The following is a 25,659-nucleotide window of genomic DNA, read 5'->3' on the forward strand; positions in this document are numbered from 1 at the left end:
ACTCACTACTTCCCTACCAGGTCAATGCATCCTGGCTATTTTCCTTCATGTTCGGGTTGTTGATGATCACATCTTTTACAAACGGAATAACATATAAGGGCGATGTTGGGTTAAGTGTATAAGTTACTTGCGGCACCGTTGTGTTTACTACGGGGAATACCCTTTTCACCGTAATTGCATAATCAGGTTCTTTGCCCAATCTTCTTTGATCCCAGAAGCGGTTGAATCCGAATAGCAATTCTTTTCTCCTTTCTGTGATCACCATATTTACAGCAGACTTTGTGTCTGTTGCAACTGAGGGTGTGAAGGCAGCAGGCAATATTCTTTTTCGTCTTACAGAATCAACAAGGCCGATTGCTGTTTGCACATTGCCCGCTCTTGCTTCACATTCGGCAAGGATCAGGAAAACATCAGTCGTTTTAAGACCGGCGGTGTTGTAACAATATCTTACAGGAGTAATGCTGCTTATACTTTTTATGAATGCTGCACAGCCAGAGCCAGTTTGAACCACAGGAGACGTCGTTGAAAAATAACACATTCTTCTTGCATCGCTTGCATTGAATGAGTTGTAAAACTCCGCAGAGATCACAGAATTCAAAGGCGTTTCAGCTGAAGTGTTACCATAGGCGTAGTAAAGATTTTCTGCCATGCCCATATCAACTGGATCCGATTGGCCGTTCTGATAATATTTCACAAGATCAAAAATATAGCTGTTCAATGCCAGCGACTGTTTGGCTGCTTCTTTCGCTTTGTCAAACTGTCCTTTGAATAAATACATTTTCGCGAGCAGGCCATAGCCAAACGCTTTTGAAGGATGAAAAGCATTGTCGGGCGTATTGGATAGATCCGGAATAGCAGCCTGCAGTTCAGATTCGATGAAGTTGTACACTTCATCAACAGTTGATGGAGAAAGCGTTTCTTCCAGGTTGAAACTGTTTTTAATGATGATCGCGTTGTCTGTTTTTGCCGTAGCAGCATCATAAGGTTTTGCATACATATTGAGCAAAATAAAATGACAGTATGCACGCAATGCTTTTGCTTCTGCGATCAGCTGTTTCTTTTGTGCATCGGTGGCACCGGTTGCAGCGCCAACGTTGTCAATGATCAGCGAATACTTTGCAATGTTAGCGTATGGGCCATTATAACTTGTGGACTGTACGGTGGGAATTCTCGTTTTCGATTCATCGCACAAGAACTCGATCGTTATAACGCTTGGATCGCGTCCTATAACTGCCAGTTCATTGATCCACCACTGGTCGCTAAGATATCTTACATCATATTCATTGTATCCGTGAAGTGCCATGTAATTCACAACTTTGTTGTAATCATCAAAAGTGGTCAATATTGTTTTTCCGGCTGGTGTTATATCAAGATACTTTTTGCAGGAAGAAGTTGTTAATGCAAGACATCCCAATGCAATCAGTAATTTATTTTTAAATGCTTTTTTCATTTGATTCTTGTTTTTGACATTAAAGGGTTACGTCGAGGCGGAACAAATAAGATACTGGTGTTTGATAGCTGCGTGTTCCTGCAGAACCCGCACCACTAAAGGTATCCGGATCGATATCATCTTTTGCTGAGAACCAGAACCACGAGTTGTTTACCTGTGCACTCAGTTTTACATTTTGCGTATACAACTTTCTGGCAATACCTTGAGGCAGGTTATATCCGAGCGTTATATTTCTAAGTCTTATGTAATTTGCGCTTACCACTTGTACATCAGCTTGCTTCCAGTAGTTGTTGAGATATAACACACTTGCCCCTTGTCCCTGTGAGTAATCAGGCAAAGTTTTAGGAATGTTTGTATTTGGATTTTGCGGGGTCCATCTTTTTGCAATATCCATATCAATGGCTCCTCCACCGATAGATCCCGTGTATAGGTCAACCGCGTCTTTTCTAATTTTATAGCCACCATATGCAACAAACAATACGTTCAACTCAATGCCTTTAAATGCAACACTCTGTTGAAAAGAACCGTTCCATACAGGAACAGCAGAACCCATGTATTTAGCGGCGTTTACATTGAAAGAACTTGACTGTGCAACAGTAGTGGTGGTGCCCGAATTGGCTACTTCAACGTTTTTCATTGATGCATCTGTATAGATCAATGGAAGGCCATTTTGCTCATCATTGCCTCCGGTAGACAAGCCTGCATATCTGTACGCATAAATGGAAGATATCGGATTACCTGTGAGATAATAACTGCTGCTTGAAATCAATTGATCAGGATTTGTAACTGCCAATGCTATTTTGGTTACTTTGTTTTTATTGTATGCAAACGTGGCCATAGACGTCACCAACCAATTTTTTGTTCTTACCAAATCACCGGTTACACTTACTTCAACTCCACGATTGGTCATTGCGCCGTTGTTCACTTTTGCAGAAGCAAATCCGTTTGTTGCATCCAGTGTTTTCGTTGCCAGGAGATCCGTTCCTAATTTGTAATACATATCAACTGTTCCACGCAGCCTGTTGTTGAACATGGCGTAATCAATACCCGCGTTATAAGTTGATGTTTTTTCCCAACGCAGCAATGGATTAGGAGCCGAACCAATAAAGTTATAATCAAGTAAAGGCTGATAAAGTGAGTTCGTGCCTCCAGATGCTACCACATATGGAGAGGATGTCTGATCTACGTTCCCTGTTAAACCGTATGATGCTCTGATCTTTAAAAGGTCGAGCCATTTTGCTGTTCCTTTCAGGAAATTTTCATTTGACAGTAACCAGCCTCCACCAACTGACCATAATGGACGGTATCTGTATTTGGGATCAACACCAAAAAAATCCGCCTGGTCCACACGTACGCTTCCAAAGAAAGAATACAAATTTTTGAAAGTATAGGAGCCTGTTCCATACATGGAAAAGAATCTATGTTTTGTAGGCGCATAGCTGTTAAGGCTAACAGGGTTTGATACTCTTTGTTTTGATGAACTCTTTGACCAGATATATGAAGTTACACCCGTGTTATACATGGTAGCCTGATCAAAAGGAACGGTGTTCAGTGTTACTGGATTATAGCCATAATACACGGCATCTACAGATTGCGGAGAATAAGTTTGTCTTACCTCTGTTCCTGCGAGTAAGTTGATATTATGGATATTTGAAAAACTTTTGTTGAAGTTCAGCTGGTTGCGCCAGGTGTAATTGTTGGTTGCAGTAGATGCCTGTTGCAATCTGCCGCCAGATGCGGAAATCGGGTACGTTAACGTAACAGTAGGATCTGTTATAGGATTTCCGGTGCCGGAGTTATACGCCATGCGGTTCACCATAAAGCGCATTTTATAAGCATCCTCTTCCACTACATAATCCATTTTCGATTTTGCAATTTCATACTGAAATGTGGAAGTGTAGGTAAGTCCTTTATAAAGCTTCGCATCAATATTTGCGAAGGCTCTTATTCCCAGCTTATCAAGTTTGCTGTTGTTGCGGGCAAGCTCATCAAGCGTATTATAACCAAATGATTTTAATCTGCCTGCTTTAAGCATGTTAATGGAATCTATTTGCGCTGCGGTTCTTCCGTTAATTGCCGTTGCACCCAATGAGCCAAAAGCATCACTCAGGTTTACATAAGGAGTATACACGCGCTTGCCCGATGCATCCACTATTGCGTTGTAAGGTTCAAGAAATGCTGTAGGGCTTGTATAGCTTCCGTCATTTACCTGGTTGCTTAAAGAATATTGTGTGTTGATGCCGACAGATACGTTAACTCCTTTACTGATCTTTTGACCGGCTTTTAAGTATAAATTGAAAGCCTGCCCATCATTGGAGATCAATTTGTCTTTTTGACCCACGTAGTTAAGTGAGAAATAAACATCCTGTTTATCATTTGAGCTTCCTACAGAAAGATTATAACTCTGTCTTAGAGCATTGCGCCATGCGAGATCCGCAAACTGTTTCCGGGAATCAATCGTACGCATGGTAGCAATCTGTTTATCCAAATCACCCTGGGAAATTTTTCCTATAGATTGCAAACGGTAAAGATTGACCAATGGTGAGTAATAAGAAACATTACTCGCGGAGCCAATATATCCCATTGTATTGAAGTAGGTTGCCGGATCTCCCAGGCCTAAAGTTGCAACGCCCTTTTTGTAAAGCGCCGTCTCATAGTCGATCAAATCAGATGTTGATGCGTAGTGCATTTGATCCAGGTTGGGTTTCTCCGTTACTATCATGTCTGCACTGAACTGTACGGTGATTCTGTTTTTGCCCATTCCTCTACCGGATTTCGTGGTGATCACCAACACACCATTTGTTGCTCTTGCCCCATACACAGCAGTAGCGGCTGCATCTTTTAATAAGGTTACACTTTCAACGTCATTGGGATTGATGATGGAAGAAAGGTTGTTTGCGAGCGTGTTGGAAGTGCTCGGAGTTGGTGGCGCATCAAAGCCTGAAAGCGCAACTGTTTCAGACGGCACGCCATCAATCACTATCAATGGTCTTGTACCAATGCTACCGGAAAATGTACTTTGGCCGCGTGCCACCATTTTGTTTTGAAACATACTAAGGCCCGGCAATTTGCCCTCAAGGGCAGACATAAGATCGGGGTTGATCTTCCTGTTCAATTCCTTGTTATCAACAGAAGAAACCGCTATCGGCGCTGTAGCCTTGCTTAAGGACTGATAGCCGGTAACTACGACTTCATCAAGCGTTTTATTGTTAGCAGTTGTTTTCTGCAAAGAAAATATTGGAGTGGGGTTGTTGGCAATGTCAAATACATCTAACACAAAGCCAAGCTTGGAAATAGAGATTTGTCCGTTTGCCCGCGCACTATTTAAAGTAAAGTAGCCTGCGTTATCACTTTGAACTCTTTTGCCTTTCGAGGGCCAGTTAGTCATAACAAGCGCTCCAGGCAAAGGATTACCATCAGCGTCAACAATTTTACCATGAACATCGATCAGAGTGTCTGTTTCACCTTGTTGCGCCTGGGTTTGCTGGCCCGGGTCAACTACACCGATAATGCTGACAGGTGTTTCCTGTATTTGCTTACTTCTGATTGTGGTTACGGTTTGCGCATATTTCACCACAACGGTTTTGGCCACTAAAGAATAGCTTAGCGGCTGGCCCCGCATACACTTTTTCATTGCATCTTCCAATGAAGCATCTCTCACATTCATTGTGACAGGATAGCTCTTTGTAGCCACATCATCGCTGTACACAAAGTTGTAGCCTGTTTGCTTTCTAATGGCGTTAAACACCTTAACGATTGGCTCTCCTTTCACAGATAAGGTAACATTCTGTGCGAGGCCGCTGGCATTCGCCCACAGAACCGTTGTTAATAAAAGCACTGTCAATTTCATCGTCAGCATTTTTTGTTTGAGTACAGGCAATAAGCAGCCCGTACCCCTTTTTGCGTAAGGGAATAGTTTCATACAAAAAACTTAGTTAGTTTAGTTTTTAATAGTTCAATGATTTGGAAAAGGCAATTCCATCCTGATCATTACCATTCAATACGGTAGTGATACATCAGGCGGAGCCAATGGTGTAAGTCATGAGAACCTTAATGTGTGTTGCTTTGGTGTTGCTTAGTTTTGGTTGAATTCTTTGGTTGTTGCTTTGGTATATATCTAACTGCAGTTATTCTATTCTTGTGATACTACTATCTTTTTGCCCTGAACATTAAACTTCACATTACCGGCAAGTGTGAGTATTTCCAGCACTTGCGAAAGCGGCACGCTCATTTTAATATTTCCGTTTAACGATGCCGAAACATTTCCTTTGTACTCCACATCTACATCGTACCATCTTGAAATCTGTTTCATAATGGAATGGATATCGGCACTGTTAAAACTAAATTGATCCTCTTTCCAGGCTGTCACTTCACTTATGTTCACGTTCGACAACACTTTCATTTTTCCATCTTTTTCAATTGCCGCCTGCTGACCGGGTTTCAGCAAATTGGATGTATTTCCCTTGTCAACTTTCACTGCGCCTTGCAACAGTGTTGTCTTAGCTTCATCCTCATCGCCGTAAGCCATTACGTTGAAATGCGTTCCCAACACCTCTACTTTCGATCCGTCATTTACTTTTACAATGAACGGTTGCTTTACATTTTTCGCAATTTCAAAATATGCTTCACCAGACATTTCCACTTCTCGTTTTTCTCCGTTGAACGAAGTAGGAAAACGCAGTGATGATGCAGAGTTCAGCCATACTATCGATCCATCGGGCAATGTTATTTTATAATGTCCGCCTCTTGGTGTGGCAAGGGCATTATGGAAAACCGTTTGTCCTTTCTGTGCGTTGTAAGCCAACTCGCCGTTGTTCAGTTTCGCAACAGAAGTATTTCCCTGCATTGCCAGTTGCCCGTTTGCTGCATGATCCAGCACTATCGAAGAACCATCGCCAAGTGTCAGGATCGCTTTGTTTCCACCTGGTGCAATGTCAGGTTGAGCCTTTGCAACAACAGGTATTTCTTTTTTATTTTGTTTTGAAAAATACCATATGCCTGTTCCAGCTACCAATATAACCGATGCTGCTACAGCAATGCGCTTCATCAATGTTATCACCGGTACTTTCTTACCAGAACTTTGTTGCGGCGCTATACTGCTCCACATTTGTTCAGATTGCATTTTTGTAAACACCACTTCATTCGACGGATCATAGCTTTGCCACGCACGTTGCATAAACGTTTCCACGTCTGCGTCGTTGCCGCTGTAATCCAACATTTCCATCAACTCCTCTGCTTCTTCAGCAGTGGCTTTTCTGTCGAAATACTGGTTAAACAAATAATGTAATCTTTCACTTTTCATAGAAACCAGTTTAATTAGAGATTGCAATCATTAAAGGATTCGGACATCTTTTTCTATTAAAAAAAGGAGCGCTCAAATAAAATGACAACGTTTGTAAAGAGAGGAGGTAATGGCGCATTAACTTTTTTTTATTTTTTTTTAGAAAATGTTTTTTGCCTGCACAATCAACTTAACAAAAAATACCAGGATACTAATCGTGTGGGCGCTCACATAAGTACGTATCGCTTTCAAAGCCAGCACCATATGCTTTTTCACTGTTTCGAGTGCTATGCCCAGACGTTCGGATATTTGCTCGTGCGTCAAACCTCCTTCCCTGCTAAGCGTAAATACATCTTTTTGCCTTGGCGGAAGTTGCTCAATGGCTTTTTGCATAATTGCAGAAATCTCCTTGTAACCGCTAAGTTCTTCGGCCAAAACAGTGAGTTCGTTTTCCTGTGTTTGCTCCCAGGCTTTTTTACGTGCCTGTTCCCTTGCCATTTGCTTTAGCACATTGAATGTGTGATTGCGGGCTATTGTAAATAAATAAGCATCGAAATTGTTGATGTCGCGAAGTGCATGCCGGTTGGACCAAACTTTCAAAAATGCGTCCTGCACTATTTCCTGTGTGAGTTCGAATGAATTTGTAAGCCTGAATACATAGCCGCCCAACTTAGGGTGATGCTTATCGAAAAGCGAACGGAACGCTTTTTCATCACCCTCAGCTATTAAATGCAGTAAGTTTTGCTCGTCGCTATGGCCTAAAAATGTAGACAAATGGTCGGTTACTTAATCTTAATGATAGCGCTAAAGATAAGGAAAACTGAATAACTGATTAACTGAATAGCTGAAGGGGTGAATATTTGAAAGCCTTTTTTACAATCGAACTTTACAGTTATTCAGTTAATTTAATGAAGAGTACTGCAATAAAAAAAGACAGCCATATTGTTGTGACTGTCTTTTTTTGTGAACCGGATTGGATTCGAACCAATGACCTTCCCGATTTAGCATCGGGATGCTCTATTCGAAGCGCTGAGTTGTACAAAAAGAGTTGAGTGAACCAATTAAAATAAAAAAGACAGCCATATTGTTGACTGTCTTTTTTGTGAACCGGATTGGATTCGAACCAATGACCTTCCCGACTTAGCATCGGGATGCTCTATTCGAGGCACTGAGTTATATAAAAAGAGTTGAGTGAACCAATTAAAATAAAAAAGACAGCCATATTGTGACTGTCTTTTTTGTGAACCGGATTGGATTCGAACCAATGACCTTCCCGATTTAGCATCGGGATGCTCTATTCGAAGCGCTGAGTTATATAAATAGATTTGTGGGGGAATAAGCCAATAAAAAAAGACAGCCAATTGTTGACTGTCTTTTTTGTGAACCGGATTGGATTCGAACCAATGACCTACTGCTTAGAAGGCAGTTGCTCTATCCAACTGAGCTACCGGTCCTTTTTGAAATTTTTTCCCTAACATTTTGTTCGAGAAGGCTGCAAAAGTAAAAAATGTTTAGTTTGCACCCAAACAATTTTTCTAATGGATGTAAAAATAGACGAAAGTTGGAAAGAAGCGCTTAAGCAGGAATTCCCTAAAACCTACTTCCAGCAAATAGTTACGCACCTGAAAACCGAAAGAATGACCGGAGAAACTATTTATCCACCGGGGTCATTAATTTTCAATGCCTACAATCTTACACCGTTTGAAAACGTAAAAGTGGTGATTATTGGCCAAGATCCATACCATAATCCCGGCCAGGCGCATGGACTGAGTTTTTCTGTGCCAGATGGCGTTACACCGCCGCCTTCCCTCATTAATATTTTTAAAGAACTACATACCGATATTGGCATGGCTATACCCAAATCGGGTAATCTTACCAAATGGGCTGAGCAGGGCGTATTACTGCTCAATGCATCTCTTACGGTAAGAAAAAACGAACCGATGAGCCACGCAAAGATCGGCTGGGCAGAATTTACCAATAGCACGATCAAAAGAATTTCTGAACAAAAAGAAAATGTCGTTTTCCTTTTGTGGGGAAAATTTGCGCAGGAAAAACAAGAGCTGATCGACGAAACAAAACACCTTGTATTGAAAGCCGCGCATCCGTCGCCGTTCAGTGTGGAAAAAGGATTTTTCGGCTGCCAGCATTTTTCCAAAGCAAACAATTACCTGGTTAAAAACGGCATCGATCCTATCGATTGGAAATTGTAGAAAGGAAAAATTCAAAAGTAAAAAGTAAAAAAATTAGATTCGCTCAGTGAACCGCTTTTTGAATTTTGCCTTTTTACTTTTGCCTAACCATTAGTTCAGTAAACCGGATTGACCAATACAACTTTTCGCAGCACATGAGAATCATAAGGGAGATACTTGGAAGAATATTCGCACTTTGGGGCCTGTTGATCTTTTTTATTACTATGCTGGTCGCATTGCCCATCATTTGGGCGACGGGTTCTTATGGCGAACCCAAAAGCACCGTCAGCTTTGTGAAAATCGCAAAAAGGTGGATGCATATTTACCTGTTTCTGATTGGTTGTCCTGTGACTGCTAAAGGGCAGGAGAACTTTAAAGAAGGTGAAACTTATATCGTGTTGTGCAACCACAACTCGCTGATGGATGTGCCGCTCTCGTTTCCTGAAATTCCTGGTGGAAACAAAACCATTGCAAAGGCTGAGTTTGCAAAGATCCCCCTGTTTGGCATGATCTATAAAAGAGGCAGTGTATTGGTTGATAGGAAAAGCGATGAGAGCCGCAGGAAAAGCATTGATGCTATGAAAAAAGTACTGCTCTCTGATATGCACATGTGCATCTATCCCGAAGGCACGCGCAATCAAACGAATAAACCGCTGAAAGAATTCTACGATGGCGCTTTCAAACTGGCAACAGATACCAAAAAACCCATCATTCCGGGAATTATTTTCAATACAAAAGCAACATTGCCTGCCGACAAGTTCTTCTTTTTGTGGCCTCACAAATTGTCCATTCATTTTCTACCTCCTATTTATATAGACGACAATATTTCCAGCAAGGAGCTGAAAGAAAAGGTGTTCCGTGTAATGGAAGAGTACTATGTGGAAAATAGTAACGCTAAATAATCCACAAAAAGCTCAGCGTCTCGAATACACCAACCCGATCTTAATCGGAATGGTCGTTGACTATTGCTCCAAAAAAATTAGCAGCATCAAAGCAGCCAGCTGAGAAGCTTCGACATTTTTGGCTTGTGAGCAAGCTTTACCATAAAACTATTCTTTCTATCTTTACAGTCCGGATTTTCTACCTACTCTCTCGTATATCTTGAACACCCAGCCTGATATAGTTCTGAAAACATTTGTCCGACTTTAATAAGTCTCTTTTGATATTATTATAAATGTTAAAAGAAGTTTTATGAAGCATGTATTCTTACTACTATCTTTCATATGGCTCAGTAAGTCTCTATGGTCGCAGAGCTTTACTTTTCCTTCGGTTACTACGCCTGCCGGGTGCGTGCCGCCAGACAACTATACTTTATATATTGCTATATCCGTTTCAAAGGTTATCATTACTCAAATATATAGTGACGATGGCGTCACCGGATCATTTGCATACAATGTTTATATAAACGTTACCGACCGTTTTGATGGCTCTGTAGCAAGCATTGGAAATTTTTATACATATACAGTAACGCTTTACTCAACAAATCCTGCTGCCACAAGCACTTTAACGAACAACAGCAGCACGGTTCCTTTGACTAGCAAGACCAGACAAGATGTTCCCATAGGCACCAATCCTACTTTTAATGGCTCGGCAAGCAGCTTAGGGCTCGTGCTCAACGGTGTCTATTCATCTCCGGACACCTTAGTAAAACTGGGTTATACCAAAGCATCCCTGGATATAGATGCTCCCTGCATTGGCCCTCATACTTTGAATGCTGACGGCATTATATTGCCGGTAACACTTTCGGAATTAAAGGCAACAAACAATGGCGACCGGGTCATACTGGAGTGGGCCACATTCACTGAAATCAATAATGCAGGCTTTTATGTAGAGCGCAGTTTCGATGGCCGGCACTGGCAGTCTATAGCATGGGTAGCCAGTACTGTTAATAATGCTACAACGAAAACAAACTACCACTATATAGATAGCATCCCGCTTTCAGGAATCAATTTCTATCGCTTAACTCAAAAAGACATTGACGGAAAGACTGTAGTAAGTAATAATGTTTCCGTGATTGTGAGGAATCACTTATCACAAAACATAACGGTAACGCCAAATCCCGCTTACAGTACAATAACGTTGACAGCCAGCAACCAAACCCCTTTTGATTACTTACTATATAATACAGCGGGACAATTGATCATTAAAGGAAACTCACGCGGAAATAAAAAAGTTATTTTGACTGTGAGCAATTTACCAGAAGGATTATATCTATTAAAAACGGATAGCGGGGTTCACAAATTGACGATAAAGCATTGATGAATTATCTCAGCTTTTCGTTGTCGTTCAATTTTACCAGATAGTGTATTAATTTCCGATTAACAAAAACTGCTTAATGCCAGGGATAATTGTCGCGGGCATAACGCCAAAACCCAAAAGCAGCAATACCAGTACAACTAAAGCAGTATAGGAAGCCGCGTAAAAAAAGGGATGCAGTTTTTTTTCTTTTTCGATGGCAACAGATACATCCGAAAACAGTGTACTAATGATTCGCAAATAATAGTATAAGCCAATTACACTCGTTACGACCAATACAATAACAGGCAGCCATGCTTGTTGTTGAACACCGGCCATTAATACATAAAATTTTCCTATAAACCCGGCAGTTAACGGTATGCCGGCTAAGGAAAGTAAGGCCACTGCAAGTACAATGGCAACAAAAGGTTTCTCCCAAAAAAGACCACGGTATAGACTCAATCTTTCAGCATCCTTATCTTTTGCTGACAACAATATGATAACGCCAAAGGCAATTAATATAGTAATAGCATACGCAATTAAATAAAAGGCAGCGGCCTCCACGCCTGCACTGTTTCCTGGTAAAAATGCTACTAATAAATAACCAAAATGTGCAATTGAAGAATAAGCGAGCAACCGTTTTATGTTCTGTTGCCGCAGTGCGAGTAAGTTTCCGCTTATCATAGAAAAAATAGCAATGACAGAAATAATCGTCATGATCGAATGGTTGTTTTGCAAATGAAGCTCCTGCGCAAAACGAAGCAGCACGGCGAACACGCCTATTTTAGAAACAGTAGCAATAAAGCTGGCCACAGGTGGCGGAGCACCCTGGTAAACATCTGCGGCCCATAAATGAAACGGCACCAATGCCAGCTTAAAACCAACGGCTATCATCATTAAACTAAATCCCACAAGGAATAACGGTGACGATTGTTCGGCAGTGTGTAGCTTCTGAGCTATTGCAGAAAAATCCATGCTGCCGGCATCCATATAAATCAGCGCCATTCCAAACAGAAGAAAAGCTGATGTAAGTGCCGCCAACAGAAGGTATTTGACGCCTGCTTCAACGGCATTGTTTCTTGTACGCAAGTAAGCGATTAAAGCATACAAACTTACACTCAGCAATTCCAGGCCGATAAAGAAGGAAATAAAATGCCTGCTGATCGTTAGTATTGCAGCACCGAGTGTGCTTAAAAAAATAAGGATATAATATTCACGCGGATTTTCTTCCCGCTCTTCAAAATAAATATAGGAGAATAAACCCACTACCAATACACAGAATATAATCAGTCCTGTAAACAAAGCGCCATAACCATCAACTATCAGCAGCGGCATAATTGTTTGAGGCAAAAAGTCTCTGACATACCACATTGTAAAAATAACCAGGCACATCATGAGAAAGCCTGTAACCTGTATTACGGTATGCCCCTGACGAAATGCAATCAGCAATATAATAACGATGGATGCAGTTGCCAGCACCATAAAGGGAAGAAGCGCCATTAGCTGTTCATGAGTCATAAGTTACTTTATATATTGAACAAGTTCTGCGTTAAGTCAAAAGGGAAAAATCAAAATTCAAAACGATGTAACGCCGCCTTGTCTTCTATTAACAAATATGCCTTTAAGGTTTTTTACTTTTTACTTTTTACTTTTTACTTTTTACTTTTTACTTTTTACTTTTTACTTTTTACTTTTTACTTACCACCAAATCCATCACCATTTGCGGATAGAGCCCCAGCAACACGATTGCAATGCTTAACGTCGCAAGAATGATCATTTCTCTTGCTGTTATATCATGCAACTTTTCGTCGTTGGTAGCAGGGCCCAAAAAAACTTTTTGCATCATTCGCAAAGAATATAACGCTGAAAAAACTAACCCGGTGGAAGCCAAAACGGTTAACCATACATTGGCCTGGAATGTACCCATCAGGATTAAAAACTCTGCTATAAAATTTCCCAATACCGGCAAGCCAAGTGATGCCATGGTAAACAGCATTGCGATACCGCCCATCGCAGGCATGGATGTCCACAGCCCTCCCATCTTAGAGATATCCCTTGTGTGCAGGCGTTCCTTGATCATGCCTGCAAGAACGAACAATGCACCTGTGCTGATGCCGTGTGTTACTATTTGCATTACAACGCCTTGCATAGCTATTTCGCGGAACGCAAATATACCGGTGAGCACAAAACCCATGTGGCTTACAGATGTGTATGCGATGAGCCGCTTAATATCTGTTTGCGCGAAAGCCATCATGGCTCCATAAATAATGCCGATCACTCCTAACAACATTGCCCACCAGGCAATATCAACAGCAGCTTCATGAAAAAGTGGAAGTACAAAACGTATGATACCATAAGCGCCGGTTTTAAGCAACAGCCCGGCTAGTATAAGACTGCCAGCAGTGGGCGCTTCGCTATGTGCGTCCGGCAACCAACTGTGAAATGGAACCATCGGCAGTTTGATAACAAAAGCGATCATAAATCCCATCATGATCCACTTTGCAGCAGAGGGTTCAAGTTGCGTGTTCAAGAGACTGAAATAATCATATGAATAGCTACCACTTTGAGCGCCATGTATATAATATAATGACAGTATGGAAAGCAACATCAGTAAACCACCTGCTTGTGTAAAAATGAAAAATTTATAAGCGGCATATCTCCTGTTCTTATCGCCCCAGATAAGTATAAGCAGGTACATGGGCACCAGCATTACTTCCCAGAAAAAGTAAAAGAGAAAAAGATCCAGCGCAACAAACACACCGCTTATGCCAGCCAGCGTCCACAACAGGTTGAAATAATAAAATCCTGCACGATTCTTTATTTCTTTCCATGAACACAATACAGCAAGCGTTCCTAAGAAAAAAGTAAGCAACAGTAAGATCAGGCTTAATCCATCTATTGCAACATGGAAGCTAATACCGAAAGATGGTATCCATGCAGTTTGATACTGGATCATCCATGTATCTGTACCTGCCTGTACTCCTCTGCCGTACTGCAACCATATGTTCACGAGGATAGCAAGATCTACCAGCACTGCGCATAATGCAATCCATTTTGCGGCCAATGGATTCCATCTTGCACTGAGCCAACATAGCATGCCGCCACTCAATAAAACAACTATGATCCACACTAGTATCATAAAATAAATTGTAAGGCTAGAATAAAAATGATACCTATCAATACACTTATTACATACGTTCGCACAGAACCATCCTGGCTTACAGAGAATATTCCATTCAGCCATTGGAACATGGATACAATGCCTGTATATATTTTATCAATTACATCCTGTTTGTTCAAATTGGTTACAAACACGAACGGACGCACAAACAATGTGTGATACAATTGATCGAACCGCCATCCACTGAAGAAGAAATTTCGCAGCCCAACCAATGCCGGCACCTGCTTCCATTTTGCTACTATGGAAGTATTCTTTTTATACAAGAGGTACCCCGTATATACTCCTGATAAGGTTGCCACCACCGCAATCAATTGAAAAATAGCTTCTGAAGGAATGGGTTCCTTTTCTGTTACAGGCGGGAGTACTTTTTGCACTACATCTGAAAACAACGTAACATGCAACAGGTTATGCGGCCATTCAATAAAACCGGCTACAACACTCAACAGTGCCAAAATAATCAAGGGCCATGTCATCAATCTGCCGGGAGCTTCACTTACATGAGTTTTCGCCTCGCCCCAAAAAACCACCAGCATTAAACGTGTTGTATAAAAAGCGGTAATAAATGCACCGGCAAGAGCAATTAACCAAAGCAAAGGACTGCCTCCTTCCGCACTCCATGCATACCATAAAACCTGGTCCTTGCTAAAGAAGCCTGCAGTTACCAGCGGCAATGCAGCCAATGCTGCGGCACCTGCAAGAAATGTATAAAACACAACAGGCAGTTTATTTTTCAAGCCACCCATTTTAAAAATACCATGTTCGTGATGTAATGATTCTATCACAGCTCCTGCTGCAAGAAATAGTAAGGCTTTAAAAAATGCGTGTGTAAAAAAATGAAATATGCCGGCACTCCATGCACCCACACCGAGCGCTAAAAACATATAACCCAACTGACTTATCGTTGAGTAAGCAAGAATGCGTTTTATATCTGTCTGCACCATGGCGCTGCATCCTGCTACCAGCAATGTTACAGCGCCCACAATTGCCGTTATATTCATTACAAATGGTGATAACTGAAACACTCCATGCATTCTTGCTACCAGGTAAACACCAGCTGTCACCATTGTTGCGGCATGTATTAGCGCACTTACGGGAGAGGGGCCGGCCATTGCATCCGGCAGCCAGGTTTGTAAAGGTACCTGGGCCGACTTACCCATTCCGCCCGCCAGCAACAACAATGCGATGGAAGTTATAAGAGATGAATTTTTGACGAAATGTTCCGGTGCTGCATTTTGAATGGAGGGAATATCAAGTGTCCCTAATTCACGGAACAGAAGAAAAAGACCTATTGCCATGGCAGTGTCGCCAATCCGCGTGATGTAAAATGCTTTGTTGGCCGCCTGAACATTGGCGGTGGTTTCATACCAAAAGCCGATGAGCAAATAACTGCAAAGGCCCACTCCTTCCCAACCGAGGTACATCAATACCAGATTGTCTGCCATTACAAGTATCAGCATGGCGCAAACAAAAAGATTCATAGATGCGAAGAACCGCGCATAGTCACGATCGTGTTTCATAAAACCTGCGCTGTAAATATGTATGAGCGCGCCGACAAACGTTATTACAAAAAGAAAAACAAGTGATAATGCATCTACGCGCAAGCTAAAGGAACAATTAAAATTAGCTACGCTCATCCAGCGCCATAAGGTTACTGTATACGCGCCATTTTCCGGTGGGATTTGCAAAAAATTAATTCCCAGCCAGATCGTTGCGATCGCTGCAATGCAAACAACGCCGGCGCCTACAACAGCAATCACTTGTTTTGACAAATGTCTTCCTGCAAGGGATAATATCAAAAATCCCACTAGTGGTAAAGCCGGGATAAGAAATAAAACTTCTTGCATGGCAATCGTTTTTGTATACCGTAGAGACAAGGCATGCCTTGTCTTGTTGCTGCCAGACAAGGCATTGCCTTGTCTCTACACTTCTATATCATCTTTAAGATTATTCAATTTACTAACATCAAGTGTTTTATGCTGGTGATATACCTGCATCACCAATGCCAGCCCAACTGACACTTCGGAAGCTGCCATTGCTAAAATAAACAAGAACATCACCTGACCATCCGGTTGTCCCCATCGTGCACCGGCAGCCACAAATGCCACTCCTGCGGCATTCAGCATTATCTCGATGGAGATCAATATGAAAATTATGTTTCGCCGCGTAAGCACACCTAACAATCCTAGTACAAAAAGTATGGCGGCTACAACAAGTACTGAATATGATTGCATCGTTTATGTTTTAGTAGAGACAAGGCAATGCCTTGTCTTTGACATTCTATCACGCTGTTTATGCAGACAAGGCAATGCCTTGCCTTTGACATTCTATCACGCTGTTTATGCAGACAAGGCAATGCCTTGTCTCTACACAGCCTCTTCTTCCTGCTTCAAAAACCTGTGCAGATATTTTTTCTTATGCCTGCCTATATGTGCAGCGCCTACAATGCCAGCCATTAAAAGAAAGCCTGTCAGCTCGACTGCTATTACATACTCACCGTAAAGTGAGAGTGGTATTTTTTTCAGGTCAACAGTTTGTTGTGGCATTGGCGCAGATCCTCCCATGGTTAACAGTACCAGTAATTCTCCCAATAAAATGGCTGTTAATATGGAAGGGCCTATCCACGTTTTGGGTTGCATCCATTGCCTTTCCTGAATAGCGGATTCTCTTCCTAAATTGAGCATCATCACTACAAAAATGAAGAGCACGATAATTGCTCCAGCATACAATATTATTTCCAACGTGGCTACAAATGGAGCACCCAGTGACAAGAAGATCATTGCTACGCCTAAAAAAGAAACTACCAGGTACAACAATGCATGCACCGGTTGATGGCGCGTTATTACCATAACGGTCGCTGCAATTGCTACAATCGATGATATGTAAAACAGATAGTTCATTCCTTATGGCATTAAGCTGTGAATATCAACCGGCGCATCTTCGTTCTCCCCTTCTCCTTTTTCTTTTACGCCGGCATTCATTCCTGCAACTTTGTAAAAATTATAACCGGGATATTTCCCCTGGCTGTTTATCAGCAGATCTTCTTTTTCAAACACGAGATTTTGGCGATTGTATTCTGCCATTTCAAAATCCGGTATCAGCTGGATCGCATAAGTTGGACATGCATCTTCGCAATACCCGCAAAAAATACAGCGTGAAAAATTGATGCGAAAAAATTCAGGGTATCGCCTGCCATTTTCGTCTTCTGTTGCCTGCAAAGCGATGCAATCAACGGGGCAGGCTACGGCGCACAAATAGCAACCCACGCAGCGTTCTCCGCCATCAGGATCTTTTGTCAGCACTATCCTTCCGCGCCAACGCGGACGTAATTTTATTTTCTCTTCCGGGTATTGTATGGTCACATGTCTTTTAAAAAGATGAAGAAATGTTAACCATATGGTTCGTATATGACTAAACATAGATCATGTTTTATCGTTTAATATTTCACGCAAAGGCGCAAAGAGAAAACAAAGAACACAAAGGAAGATTGAAGTTTGACTTTGTTTTTTCCTTTGCTACTTGTTAATAATCTGATTTCTCGCGTTTCAAAATAACAGATTGACACCACTCTCTCTTTGCGCCCTTTGTTTTCCCTTTGCAGCTTTGCGTGAAACCTTTCTCAGCCTCTTACCAAAAGCGCTACAGCACCTGTAATCATCAAATTCGCCAATGCCAAAGGCAGCAATATCTTCCAGCCGGTTTCCATTAGTTGATCATATCTTGGTCGTGGCAACGATGCACGCAGCAATATGAAAAACAGAATAAAGACAAATGTTTTCAAAAAGAACCATGCCCATGGTGGCAGGAATGACCAGCCCAGCCATCCACCGAAAAACATGGCAACAGTAACTGCCGAAATAAGTGTTATGCCTAAATATTCGCCAATGAAAAACATACCGAATTTCATTCCTGAATACTCTGAGTGATAGCCGGCTACCAGTTCACTTTCTGCTTCCGGAATATCAAATGGAAGGCGATGCGTTTCTGCTATGCCTGCTATAAAAAACAGGATCAGTCCTAAAGGTTGTTTCACAACAAACCACATATCTTTTTGCGCATTAACAATATCTCCCAGTTTAAAAGAACCTGTCAACATTACCACGCCCATCAAGCTTAGGCCCATGAACACTTCGTAAGCAATCATTTGCGATGCACCACGCATAGCACCTAGTAATGAGTATTTATTATTCGATGCCCACCCACCCAACACAATGCTATACACGCCCAGGGATGACATGGCCAGAAAAAACAGAATGCCTACGTTTAGATCTGATACTATTATTTGTGGTGTAAAAGGTATGATCACAAAACTCATTAACACACTGCCAACCACTACCGCAGGAGCAACGATGAACACCCACTTATCTGCAAAGGGAGGAATCCAATCTTCTTTAAAAAACAATTTCAATGTGTCTGCCAAAACTATCAAGATACCAAGTGGGCCCGCCCTGTTCGGCCCGAGCCTGTCCTGCCACATAGCCAGCATCCTGCGTTCAACCCAGATGAGGCCCGCTGCAATATTTAACAGCACGAATAGTACTCCTAACACAATCCATACATGTTGCATGACAGTCATTTTTGTGTTACTTAAAAAAAATCAAAAATCAAAAGTCAAAAGTCAAAAACATCGAAACACTGTTTTGTCTTGTAGTAATAGGTGTTTAAGTTTCTTTTACTTTTTACTTTTTACTTTTTACTTTTTACTTTTTACTTTTTACTTTTTACTTTTTACTTTCCAATCTGAACCCTTGCGCCCCAGCTCATTCCAATTGATTCGCGTAATCCTGCTGTAACAAGCACCACGCCATCACACAAATTCTCATCTGCTTTAACAGGCAGTGAACCATACACAATTCCTGCATCCATTATTTGTAGCATATCTCCCTCTTTCGCTTCTAATGCTAGTAAGCTTCCTGGCGACATAATCGCAAACGGCTGTGGAGAAAGCGTTTTCAGCGCCGCTGAATAACTACTTAGCTCACCTGAACCCAATGCATCAAGCTTTGGCAATAACAACCAACGGTCCTTTGCTGCAACAAATGATTCAGGCACATCGTTGAAGAAAAGATCCTTATTATCAATTTTCTCTTTAAACAAGAGCAACCCGGGATTGCCACCACGAAGCGCTCCATTGGTCTCATCCTGGTACTTGTTAACAGATTGTACTGAGTTCCATCCTGGCGACCAAAAGAAGGGAACCACTCCTGAAGGAGGCGTTCCTTTGTACCCTTCCATTGTAAATGACAATGGAGAGTCTTCATCATTAAATGGTTTTGGTTCACTCACATTTTTATTCGCCAGTATGGCTGTGCGTCCGCTATAACGATGTGGCGCTCTCGGTATTTTTTCACCATGAATTGTAAAATCATGTTTAAGTGATACACTTGCTATGTCTTTAAACTGCGGCAACGCAATTTCCATTTCACGCAGCAAATCATCCGGATGTAATGCATGACCATTGAGCGTGTGCAATTTCAATGATTGCAGTTTTCTCAACCATCTCCAGCTTTCCTGTACCTGTGAGGTTGTATTGGGAATAACCTGAAAGAATCGCTGCGCACGGCCTTCATTATTTACCAGTGTGCCATCTCCGTCTGCAAAAGTTGCTGCAGGCAGCAACACCTGCGCTTTCTCTGTTGTCGCATTATGTAACGCATCCAACGCAATCACATGATCGCAGCTATTAAAAAATTCGTCGGCAAGATTTGACGTTACATGTTTGTAAATATCATTCTCCAAAATAACAGCCGTAGCATGGCCATTGGTTTTGATGTTTTCATTTGCAACACTAAATGAAGGAGCTTCCATCATGGCAAGGCCCATGCTGTTACATTCCGTCATCACGCAACAGAAACCAGTCTTCCGGTCGCTTGTACTTAACGCAACAGCAACATCAAAAGCAGCTTTAATAACATTATCGTTGTAGCAGGATATCCCCGTAATAACAACCGGGTTCTTTGCTTTTTTTAAAGCATCTCCAATTGTTTTTGCACGGTTCAATAACTCTTCGCTGAAGTTTGTATTATTTATTTTTCCCGGCTGTAAATAAGAAGCTATTGCGAATCCAAGCCTGGCCAGATCATCGGGCGCAGCATGCCATGAATGCGTTGCTATATCATCAACCGGAGATGTAGTAACCGTAAGCGTTGCTAAAAAACCTTTTTCTTCCTGTGTCAACTCTTTAATAGCCGAGTCGAGCCATACTGGAATTTTTATTTCTTGCGAAGCCTGGGACGCTGCTGTTTTCACAACGGCCTGACGAACCGCCAATGCCAGCATCGGCGCGGTGTTCCATATATCCTCTCCCATTACTAAAACGGCATCGGCCTGCTCTATGTCTTTTAATGATGCACTGTGCACGCATCCTGAGAAAAGCATTTCTACAACAAGCCTGTTTAAATGCGCTTCATCTTCGCTAATGCCCTGGTAAAAATTTTCTTTGCCCACCAATTGCATCAATGCAAAATTGCTTTCCAGGGAGGCCCTCGGCGAACCTATGCCTACGAGTTTATTTACAGAAATAAGTGGCTGCAAATGCTCCATTATTTCGTCTTCTGTTGCTGCCTCATTTGTGCGGTTTCTGATGAGGGCTTGTTTAATACGGTTTTCACTATTTACAAACTCATATCCAAAACGACCGCGATCGCAAAGGAAATAACCATTTACATCGCCATTGTACCTGTTAAGCATACAACGCAATTCCCCGTAGCGTTCTGCTGCAATAGTATTACAACCTACACTGCAATGATTGCAAACCGAAGGGGCCATTGTAAGATCCCATTTGCGGGTATAATGTTCTTTTAAAGTTTTGTCAGTAAATACGCCGGTGGGGCAAACCTCCGAAAGATTACCACTGAACGGGCTTTGCAACACTCCGTCTTTTTCTCTTCCAAAATATACATGATTGTGCGCCGCAAATACATTCAGATCGTCACCACCTGCATAGTCGCGATAATAGCGAACACAACGGTAACATTGAATGCACCTATTCATTTCATGATTGATCAACGGGCCGAGATATTGGTTGGTGTATGTTCTCTTTTTAAAGTTATATCTGCGGTAGTCATGGCCGGTCATTACCGTCATATCCTGCAAATGACAGGCACCGCCTTCATCACACACGGGACAATCATGCGGGTGATTGGTCATTAACCATTCAATCACCTGCTCACGAAATGCTTTAGCAGTTTTATCTTCAATGGAAAGACGTAAGCCCTCTGTTACAGTTTCCATGCAACTCATCACCAGCCTGCCCTTCGTGTCATTCTCATCTTTGAACACTTTAACGGCGCATTGCCTGCAAGCCCCCACGCTACCCATTGCCGGATGCCAGCAGAAATAAGGCAGATCCAAACCCAGCGTAAGACAGGCTTCCAGTAAATTTTTACCGGCTTTTACAGTGTATGATTTGTTATCGATGAGAATGGTCATGGCCGACAGTTAAAAATGCGAATCAGTTTCAATTAATAATTAACAATTAATAATTAATATGGCATCTAGCTAAAACTTTGATCTCTCCTTAGTTCCTTCCAAAACAGGGCGCTGAGTTTTGTAACGACTGCGACCCTATTAATTGTTAATTATTAATTACCATAAGGGCATTTATGTTTTTCTATATGTGCCATAAAATCATCTTTAAAATATTTCAATGCACTTTGTAATGGTTCCATAGCACCGGGTGCCAATGCACAATAAGTGTTGCCGGGGCCGAGGTATTGCGTGTGCATTTGCAATAACTCTATATCTTCTGTTGATCCCTTTCCTTTTTCAAGACCCAATAAAATTTTTTCAACCCAAGGCAATCCTTCACGGCACGGAGTGCACCAGCCGCAGCTTTCCTGCGCGAAAAAATGTTGCAGGTTATGCACAAATCCCACGGGACATGTTGCATCATCCATTACAATCATTGTCCCAGTACCTAAGCGACTGCCTGCAGCAGCCACAGAGGTATAATCCATTTTTATATCAAGATGCTCCTCTGTTAAAAAATCTGTTGATGCGCCGCCCGGCAATACTCCTTTCAAACGATAGCCGTTTGCCATACCTCCTGCATATTCTTCAATAATTTCACGCATGGTTGTTCCTAAAGGCAGCTCCCAAACACCGGGACGTTTTACTTTTCCGCTGACGCCGTAAAGCTTGGTACCACTGTCTTCGCTGGCACTTAAACTTTTAAACCACACTGCACCATTGTTAATGATATGGGGTAAACAGCTAAGTGTTTCCACGTTGTTTACAATTGTTGGCTTGCCATATAAACCACTTACCTGTGGAAAGGGAGGCTTGGCCCTCGGCGTTGCCCGTTTGCCTTCCAGCGCATTTAACAAAGCCGTTTCTTCTCCACAGATATATCGTCCAACTCCTGTATGTAAGTACATTTCCAAATTCCAGCCGGTGCCCAAAATATTTTTACCGAGGTAACCTGCTGCATATGCTTCACTGATGCTTCTCTCCATAATTTCCGCCGCCTGTCGGTAGGCCCACCTGAGAAATACATAAGAGATGTCTGCTTTGATCGCATAGGCCGCAAGGATCATCCCTTCAATTAACTGATGCGGATTTCCTTCCAGCAGCAACCGATCTTTAAATGTACCGGGCTCCATTTCATCTGCATTACAAATAAGATATTTGGGATGCCTGGCATCATCACCCATTGGCACAAAACTCCACTTTATACCTGTACTGAAACCTGCTCCACCACGGCCTTTCAGCCCACTGTCTTTTACCATTTGCTGCACTTCCTGTGGCGCATTATTCTTCAGCACTTTTCGTACAGCCGCGTAACCACCCGCCTGCTCATATTCCTTCAGACTGAGTGTTTGTCCTGCTTTGATATTTTTTGTTAGCGGCTGTTCCATATTTAGTAAAAATTTAAAATATCAGCACCCTGTAGAGACAAGGCATTGCCTTGTCTCTACGGCGGCTATTTATATGCTTCTAAAATTTTATCAAGTTGTTCTTCCTTTACATCTTCATACAAATCTTCGTCTATCATCATTGCCGGTGCATGATCGCAGCAACCAAGGCATACATTAGGCAGCAACGTGAACAGGTTGTCTTTTGTTGTTTGCCCAAATTGAATGCTTAATCTCTTTTGCAATGCCTGGTATATTCTGCCGTAGCCCATTACATAACATGATATGCTGTCACACAACAATATCACATGTTTGCCAACAGGCTTGCGAAAAATAAGGTTATAAAAAGTAGCTACGCTATCTACTTCAGCAGCACTCATTTCCAAATAATTTGCAATCGCGTCAATACTTTCATCACTTATCCAGCGTCGTTGCTTTTGCACTATTTTTAAAGCCTCTATAACCGCCGCTTTTTTATAAGGGACGAGGCTTATTTCATGATCAATGGCACGCATTTCTATTTCCGTTAGCAGTTCCTTTTTTTCCATATGTGCATGATCATTATGTTTCTGTTCGAGTATAAAATTTGGCTCGTGCATCTATTCATTTTCCCCGCCTGACTGACGCAGTCGGGCAGGAATTTTCATTTTTTTTCAATCACCTGTCAATGTCTGCCAGCACAAAATCCACACTTCCCAAAATAGATAACAGGTCGGCAACGGTATAACCCTTGCTTACATAGGGCACCATTTGCATGTGTGGAAATGACGGCGTTCTTATACGTGTTCTGTATGATGATGTATTGCCATCACTCACCAGGTAATAACTATTGGCGCCTTTTGTTGCTTCTATGCAACTCATGGCTTCTCCGGCAGGTATTACAGGCCCCCAGCTTACATTCAGAAAATGCGTGATGAGCGTCTCTATATCCCGCATGGTATATTTTTTTAAAGGCGGTGTGGTTAGCGGATGATCTGCTTTGTAGCTGCCCTCCGGCATGTTATTAAGGCATTGTTCTACTATGCGGAGGCTTTGCCACAATTCTTCTACCCGCACTACCGCACGATCATAGCAATCGCCATTTTGCGCAGTCGGAATATCAAAATTGAACATCTCGTAGCCGGAGTAAGGTCGTTTTTTTCTAAAATCCCATTCATAACCACAGGCGCGCAAACCTGGCCCCGTTACGCCCCATTCTATCGCTTCTTCCAATGTATAAATTCCTATTCCTTTTGTTCTTCCTTTAAAGAGGCTGTTGCGAATAACCATGTCGGTGTATTCCTTAATTTTCTTTGGAAAATATTGAACAAAGTCGCGCACCAGGGCATCCCATCCATTAGGAAGATCCTGCGCTACGCCGCCAATGCGGAACCAGTTGGGATGCATACGTCCGCCGCATACAGCTTCAATTATATCAAATACTTTTTCACGATCGGTAAACATGTAAAACACCGGGGATAGCTGGCCCACGTCCTGGGCAAATGTGCCAAACCAAACAAGATGGCTTGATATGCGGAACAACTCGCACAGCATAACACGGATGACCTTTACTCTATCCGGAACTACTATGCCTGCCAGTTTTTCCACCGCCAGTAAGTAAGCAAGATTATTCATCACGCCGCCGAGATAATCAACGCGATCTGTGTAAGGTATGTAGGTGTGCCAGCTTTGCCGTTCTCCCATTTTTTCTGCACCGCGATGGTGGAAGCCAATTTCAGGAACGGCATCAACAATATCTTCACCATCCAGTTGAAGTACAATTCGCAGCACGCCATGTGTGCCGGGGTGCTGTGGTCCTATGTTTAGAAACATAAAATCGGCATCATCGCTTTCACGCTGCATGCCCCAATCTTCCGGTTTAAATTGCAGTGCATTCTGCTCGCGATCGATTATTTCGTTTAACAAACGATATGGCCCGATCTCTGTGGCTCTTGCCGGATGTTCTTTTCGAAGCGGATGTCCTTGCCATGTTAATGGCATTAGGATGCGCTGTAAATGCGGGTGTCCTTCAAATTTAACACCGAACATATCATACACTTCACGTTCATACCAGTTGGCATTTTTAAACTGGCTCGTTATCGAGGGAATGGACGGATACTCGCCTTCCAGCGCGACTTTTAGCCGTATGAAACTATTGCGTTCGAAAGAAAATAAATGATAGATAACAGTGAAATCTTTCACAGGCAGCTTTTCCTTACCGGCCCTGTCGCGTTCGTCCATGCCGCACAGATCGTATAATAAATTGAAAGGTTGGGGAATGCCTGTTTTGAGATATGCTGTAACGGATATTATTTTTTCTTTAGGAAGCCAAAGCGTAGCTATATCATCTACTGTAGGTTGCTGTGTAAATGTATCTGCGCCAAAATGTTGGTGCAAAAGATCTAATATGGCAAAGGCATCAGACATAGGTCAAACTAAATTCAAAAGCGAAAAATCAAAATTCAAAACGTCAACGTTTTGCGTGGCTTACA

17 protein-coding genes, 1 tRNA gene and 1 pseudogene are annotated in these 25,659 nt (G+C 42.1%); 3 read left to right on the forward strand and 16 right to left on the reverse strand.

What is annotated here, in order from left to right; genetic code table 11:
- Window positions 1-13 precede the first annotated feature (13 nt).
- From KTO63_RS18630 to KTO63_RS18650, 5 genes are all read right to left on the reverse strand, one after another.
- Entirely contained in the window at window positions 14-1,450 is a 1,437-nt protein-coding gene (locus tag KTO63_RS18630) for a RagB/SusD family nutrient uptake outer membrane protein (protein ID WP_217793159.1), read from the reverse strand.
- Between the two features lie 19 nt (window positions 1,451-1,469).
- Window positions 1,470-5,372 (reverse strand): SusC/RagA family TonB-linked outer membrane protein, encoded by a 3,903-nt coding sequence (locus tag KTO63_RS18635; protein ID WP_217793161.1) that lies wholly within the window; start codon window positions 5,370-5,372, stop codon window positions 1,470-1,472.
- Window positions 5,373-5,582: 210 nt separating this feature from the next.
- Window positions 5,583-6,752 (reverse strand): FecR family protein, encoded by a 1,170-nt coding sequence (locus KTO63_RS18640; protein ID WP_217793163.1) that lies wholly within the window; start codon window positions 6,750-6,752, stop codon window positions 5,583-5,585.
- 138 nt (window positions 6,753-6,890) lie between these two features.
- Window positions 6,891-7,505 (reverse strand): RNA polymerase sigma factor, encoded by a 615-nt coding sequence (locus tag KTO63_RS18645; RefSeq protein WP_217793165.1) that lies wholly within the window; start codon window positions 7,503-7,505, stop codon window positions 6,891-6,893.
- 606 nt (window positions 7,506-8,111) lie between these two features.
- Window positions 8,112-8,185: transfer RNA gene (locus KTO63_RS18650), tRNA-Arg, on the reverse strand.
- Window positions 8,186-8,269: 84 nt separating this feature from the next.
- Here KTO63_RS18650 and ung point away from each other — a divergent pair.
- From ung to KTO63_RS18665, 3 genes are all read left to right on the forward strand, one after another.
- Entirely contained in the window at window positions 8,270-8,941 is a 672-nt protein-coding gene (gene ung / locus KTO63_RS18655; protein WP_217793167.1) for a uracil-DNA glycosylase, read from the forward strand.
- A gap of 134 nt (window positions 8,942-9,075) precedes the next feature.
- Window positions 9,076-9,822: a lysophospholipid acyltransferase family protein gene (locus tag KTO63_RS18660; protein WP_217793169.1), complete on the forward strand. Its 747-nt coding sequence runs from the start codon at window positions 9,076-9,078 to the stop codon at window positions 9,820-9,822.
- Between the two features lie 289 nt (window positions 9,823-10,111).
- Window positions 10,112-11,179, forward strand: a complete 1,068-nt coding sequence (locus KTO63_RS18665; RefSeq protein WP_217793171.1) for a T9SS type A sorting domain-containing protein — start codon at window positions 10,112-10,114, stop codon at window positions 11,177-11,179.
- A gap of 48 nt (window positions 11,180-11,227) precedes the next feature.
- Here the strand turns inward: KTO63_RS18665 and KTO63_RS18670 are convergent, their stop codons facing one another.
- The 11 genes and pseudogenes from KTO63_RS18670 to nuoC all read right to left on the reverse strand — a co-directional run bounded on the left by KTO63_RS18670 (window position 11,228) and on the right by nuoC (window position 25,594).
- Window positions 11,228-12,673, reverse strand: coding sequence for an NADH-quinone oxidoreductase subunit N (locus KTO63_RS18670; protein ID WP_217793173.1), 1,446 nt, complete (start codon window positions 12,671-12,673; stop codon window positions 11,228-11,230).
- A 169-nt stretch (window positions 12,674-12,842) separates the two neighbouring features.
- A complete protein-coding gene (locus KTO63_RS18675; protein ID WP_217793175.1) occupies window positions 12,843-14,294 on the reverse strand; it encodes a complex I subunit 4 family protein in 1,452 nt (483 codons plus the stop codon).
- Window positions 14,291-16,180: an NADH-quinone oxidoreductase subunit L gene (gene nuoL, locus KTO63_RS18680; protein ID WP_217793176.1), complete on the reverse strand. Its 1,890-nt coding sequence runs from the start codon at window positions 16,178-16,180 to the stop codon at window positions 14,291-14,293. Before nuoL ends, KTO63_RS18675 begins: the two co-directional genes overlap by 4 nt.
- 75 nt (window positions 16,181-16,255) lie before the next feature.
- Window positions 16,256-16,567 (reverse strand): NADH-quinone oxidoreductase subunit NuoK, encoded by a 312-nt coding sequence (nuoK, locus tag KTO63_RS18685; RefSeq protein WP_217793178.1) that lies wholly within the window; start codon window positions 16,565-16,567, stop codon window positions 16,256-16,258.
- 132 nt (window positions 16,568-16,699) lie between these two features.
- The gene (nuoJ, locus tag KTO63_RS18690) at window positions 16,700-17,233 is read right to left on the reverse strand and encodes an NADH-quinone oxidoreductase subunit J (RefSeq protein ID WP_217793180.1); all 534 of its coding nucleotides are present in this window, start codon (window positions 17,231-17,233) and stop codon (window positions 16,700-16,702) included.
- Window positions 17,234-17,236: 3 nt separating this feature from the next.
- A complete protein-coding gene (gene nuoI, locus KTO63_RS18695; RefSeq protein ID WP_217793182.1) occupies window positions 17,237-17,752 on the reverse strand; it encodes an NADH-quinone oxidoreductase subunit NuoI in 516 nt (171 codons plus the stop codon).
- 200 nt (window positions 17,753-17,952) lie between these two features.
- Window positions 17,953-18,912: pseudogene (nuoH, locus tag KTO63_RS18700) on the reverse strand (NADH-quinone oxidoreductase subunit NuoH); the annotation flags it as partial.
- A 149-nt stretch (window positions 18,913-19,061) separates the two neighbouring features.
- The gene (nuoG, locus tag KTO63_RS18705) at window positions 19,062-21,764 is read right to left on the reverse strand and encodes an NADH-quinone oxidoreductase subunit NuoG (RefSeq protein WP_217793186.1); all 2,703 of its coding nucleotides are present in this window, start codon (window positions 21,762-21,764) and stop codon (window positions 19,062-19,064) included.
- Between the two features lie 152 nt (window positions 21,765-21,916).
- Entirely contained in the window at window positions 21,917-23,191 is a 1,275-nt protein-coding gene (nuoF, locus tag KTO63_RS18710; protein ID WP_217793188.1) for an NADH-quinone oxidoreductase subunit NuoF, read from the reverse strand.
- Between the two features lie 65 nt (window positions 23,192-23,256).
- On the reverse strand, window positions 23,257-23,736 hold the full coding sequence (gene nuoE / locus KTO63_RS18715) for an NADH-quinone oxidoreductase subunit NuoE (RefSeq protein WP_217793191.1): 480 nt from the start codon (window positions 23,734-23,736) through the stop codon (window positions 23,257-23,259).
- Between the two features lie 109 nt (window positions 23,737-23,845).
- Entirely contained in the window at window positions 23,846-25,594 is a 1,749-nt protein-coding gene (nuoC, locus tag KTO63_RS18720; RefSeq protein ID WP_217793193.1) for an NADH-quinone oxidoreductase subunit C/D, read from the reverse strand.
- Window positions 25,595-25,659 lie beyond the last annotated feature (65 nt).

The sequence above is a fragment of the Pinibacter aurantiacus genome (assembly GCF_019130065.1).
In the GTDB taxonomy this organism is placed as follows: Bacteria; Bacteroidota; Bacteroidia; order Chitinophagales; family Chitinophagaceae; genus Pinibacter; species Pinibacter aurantiacus.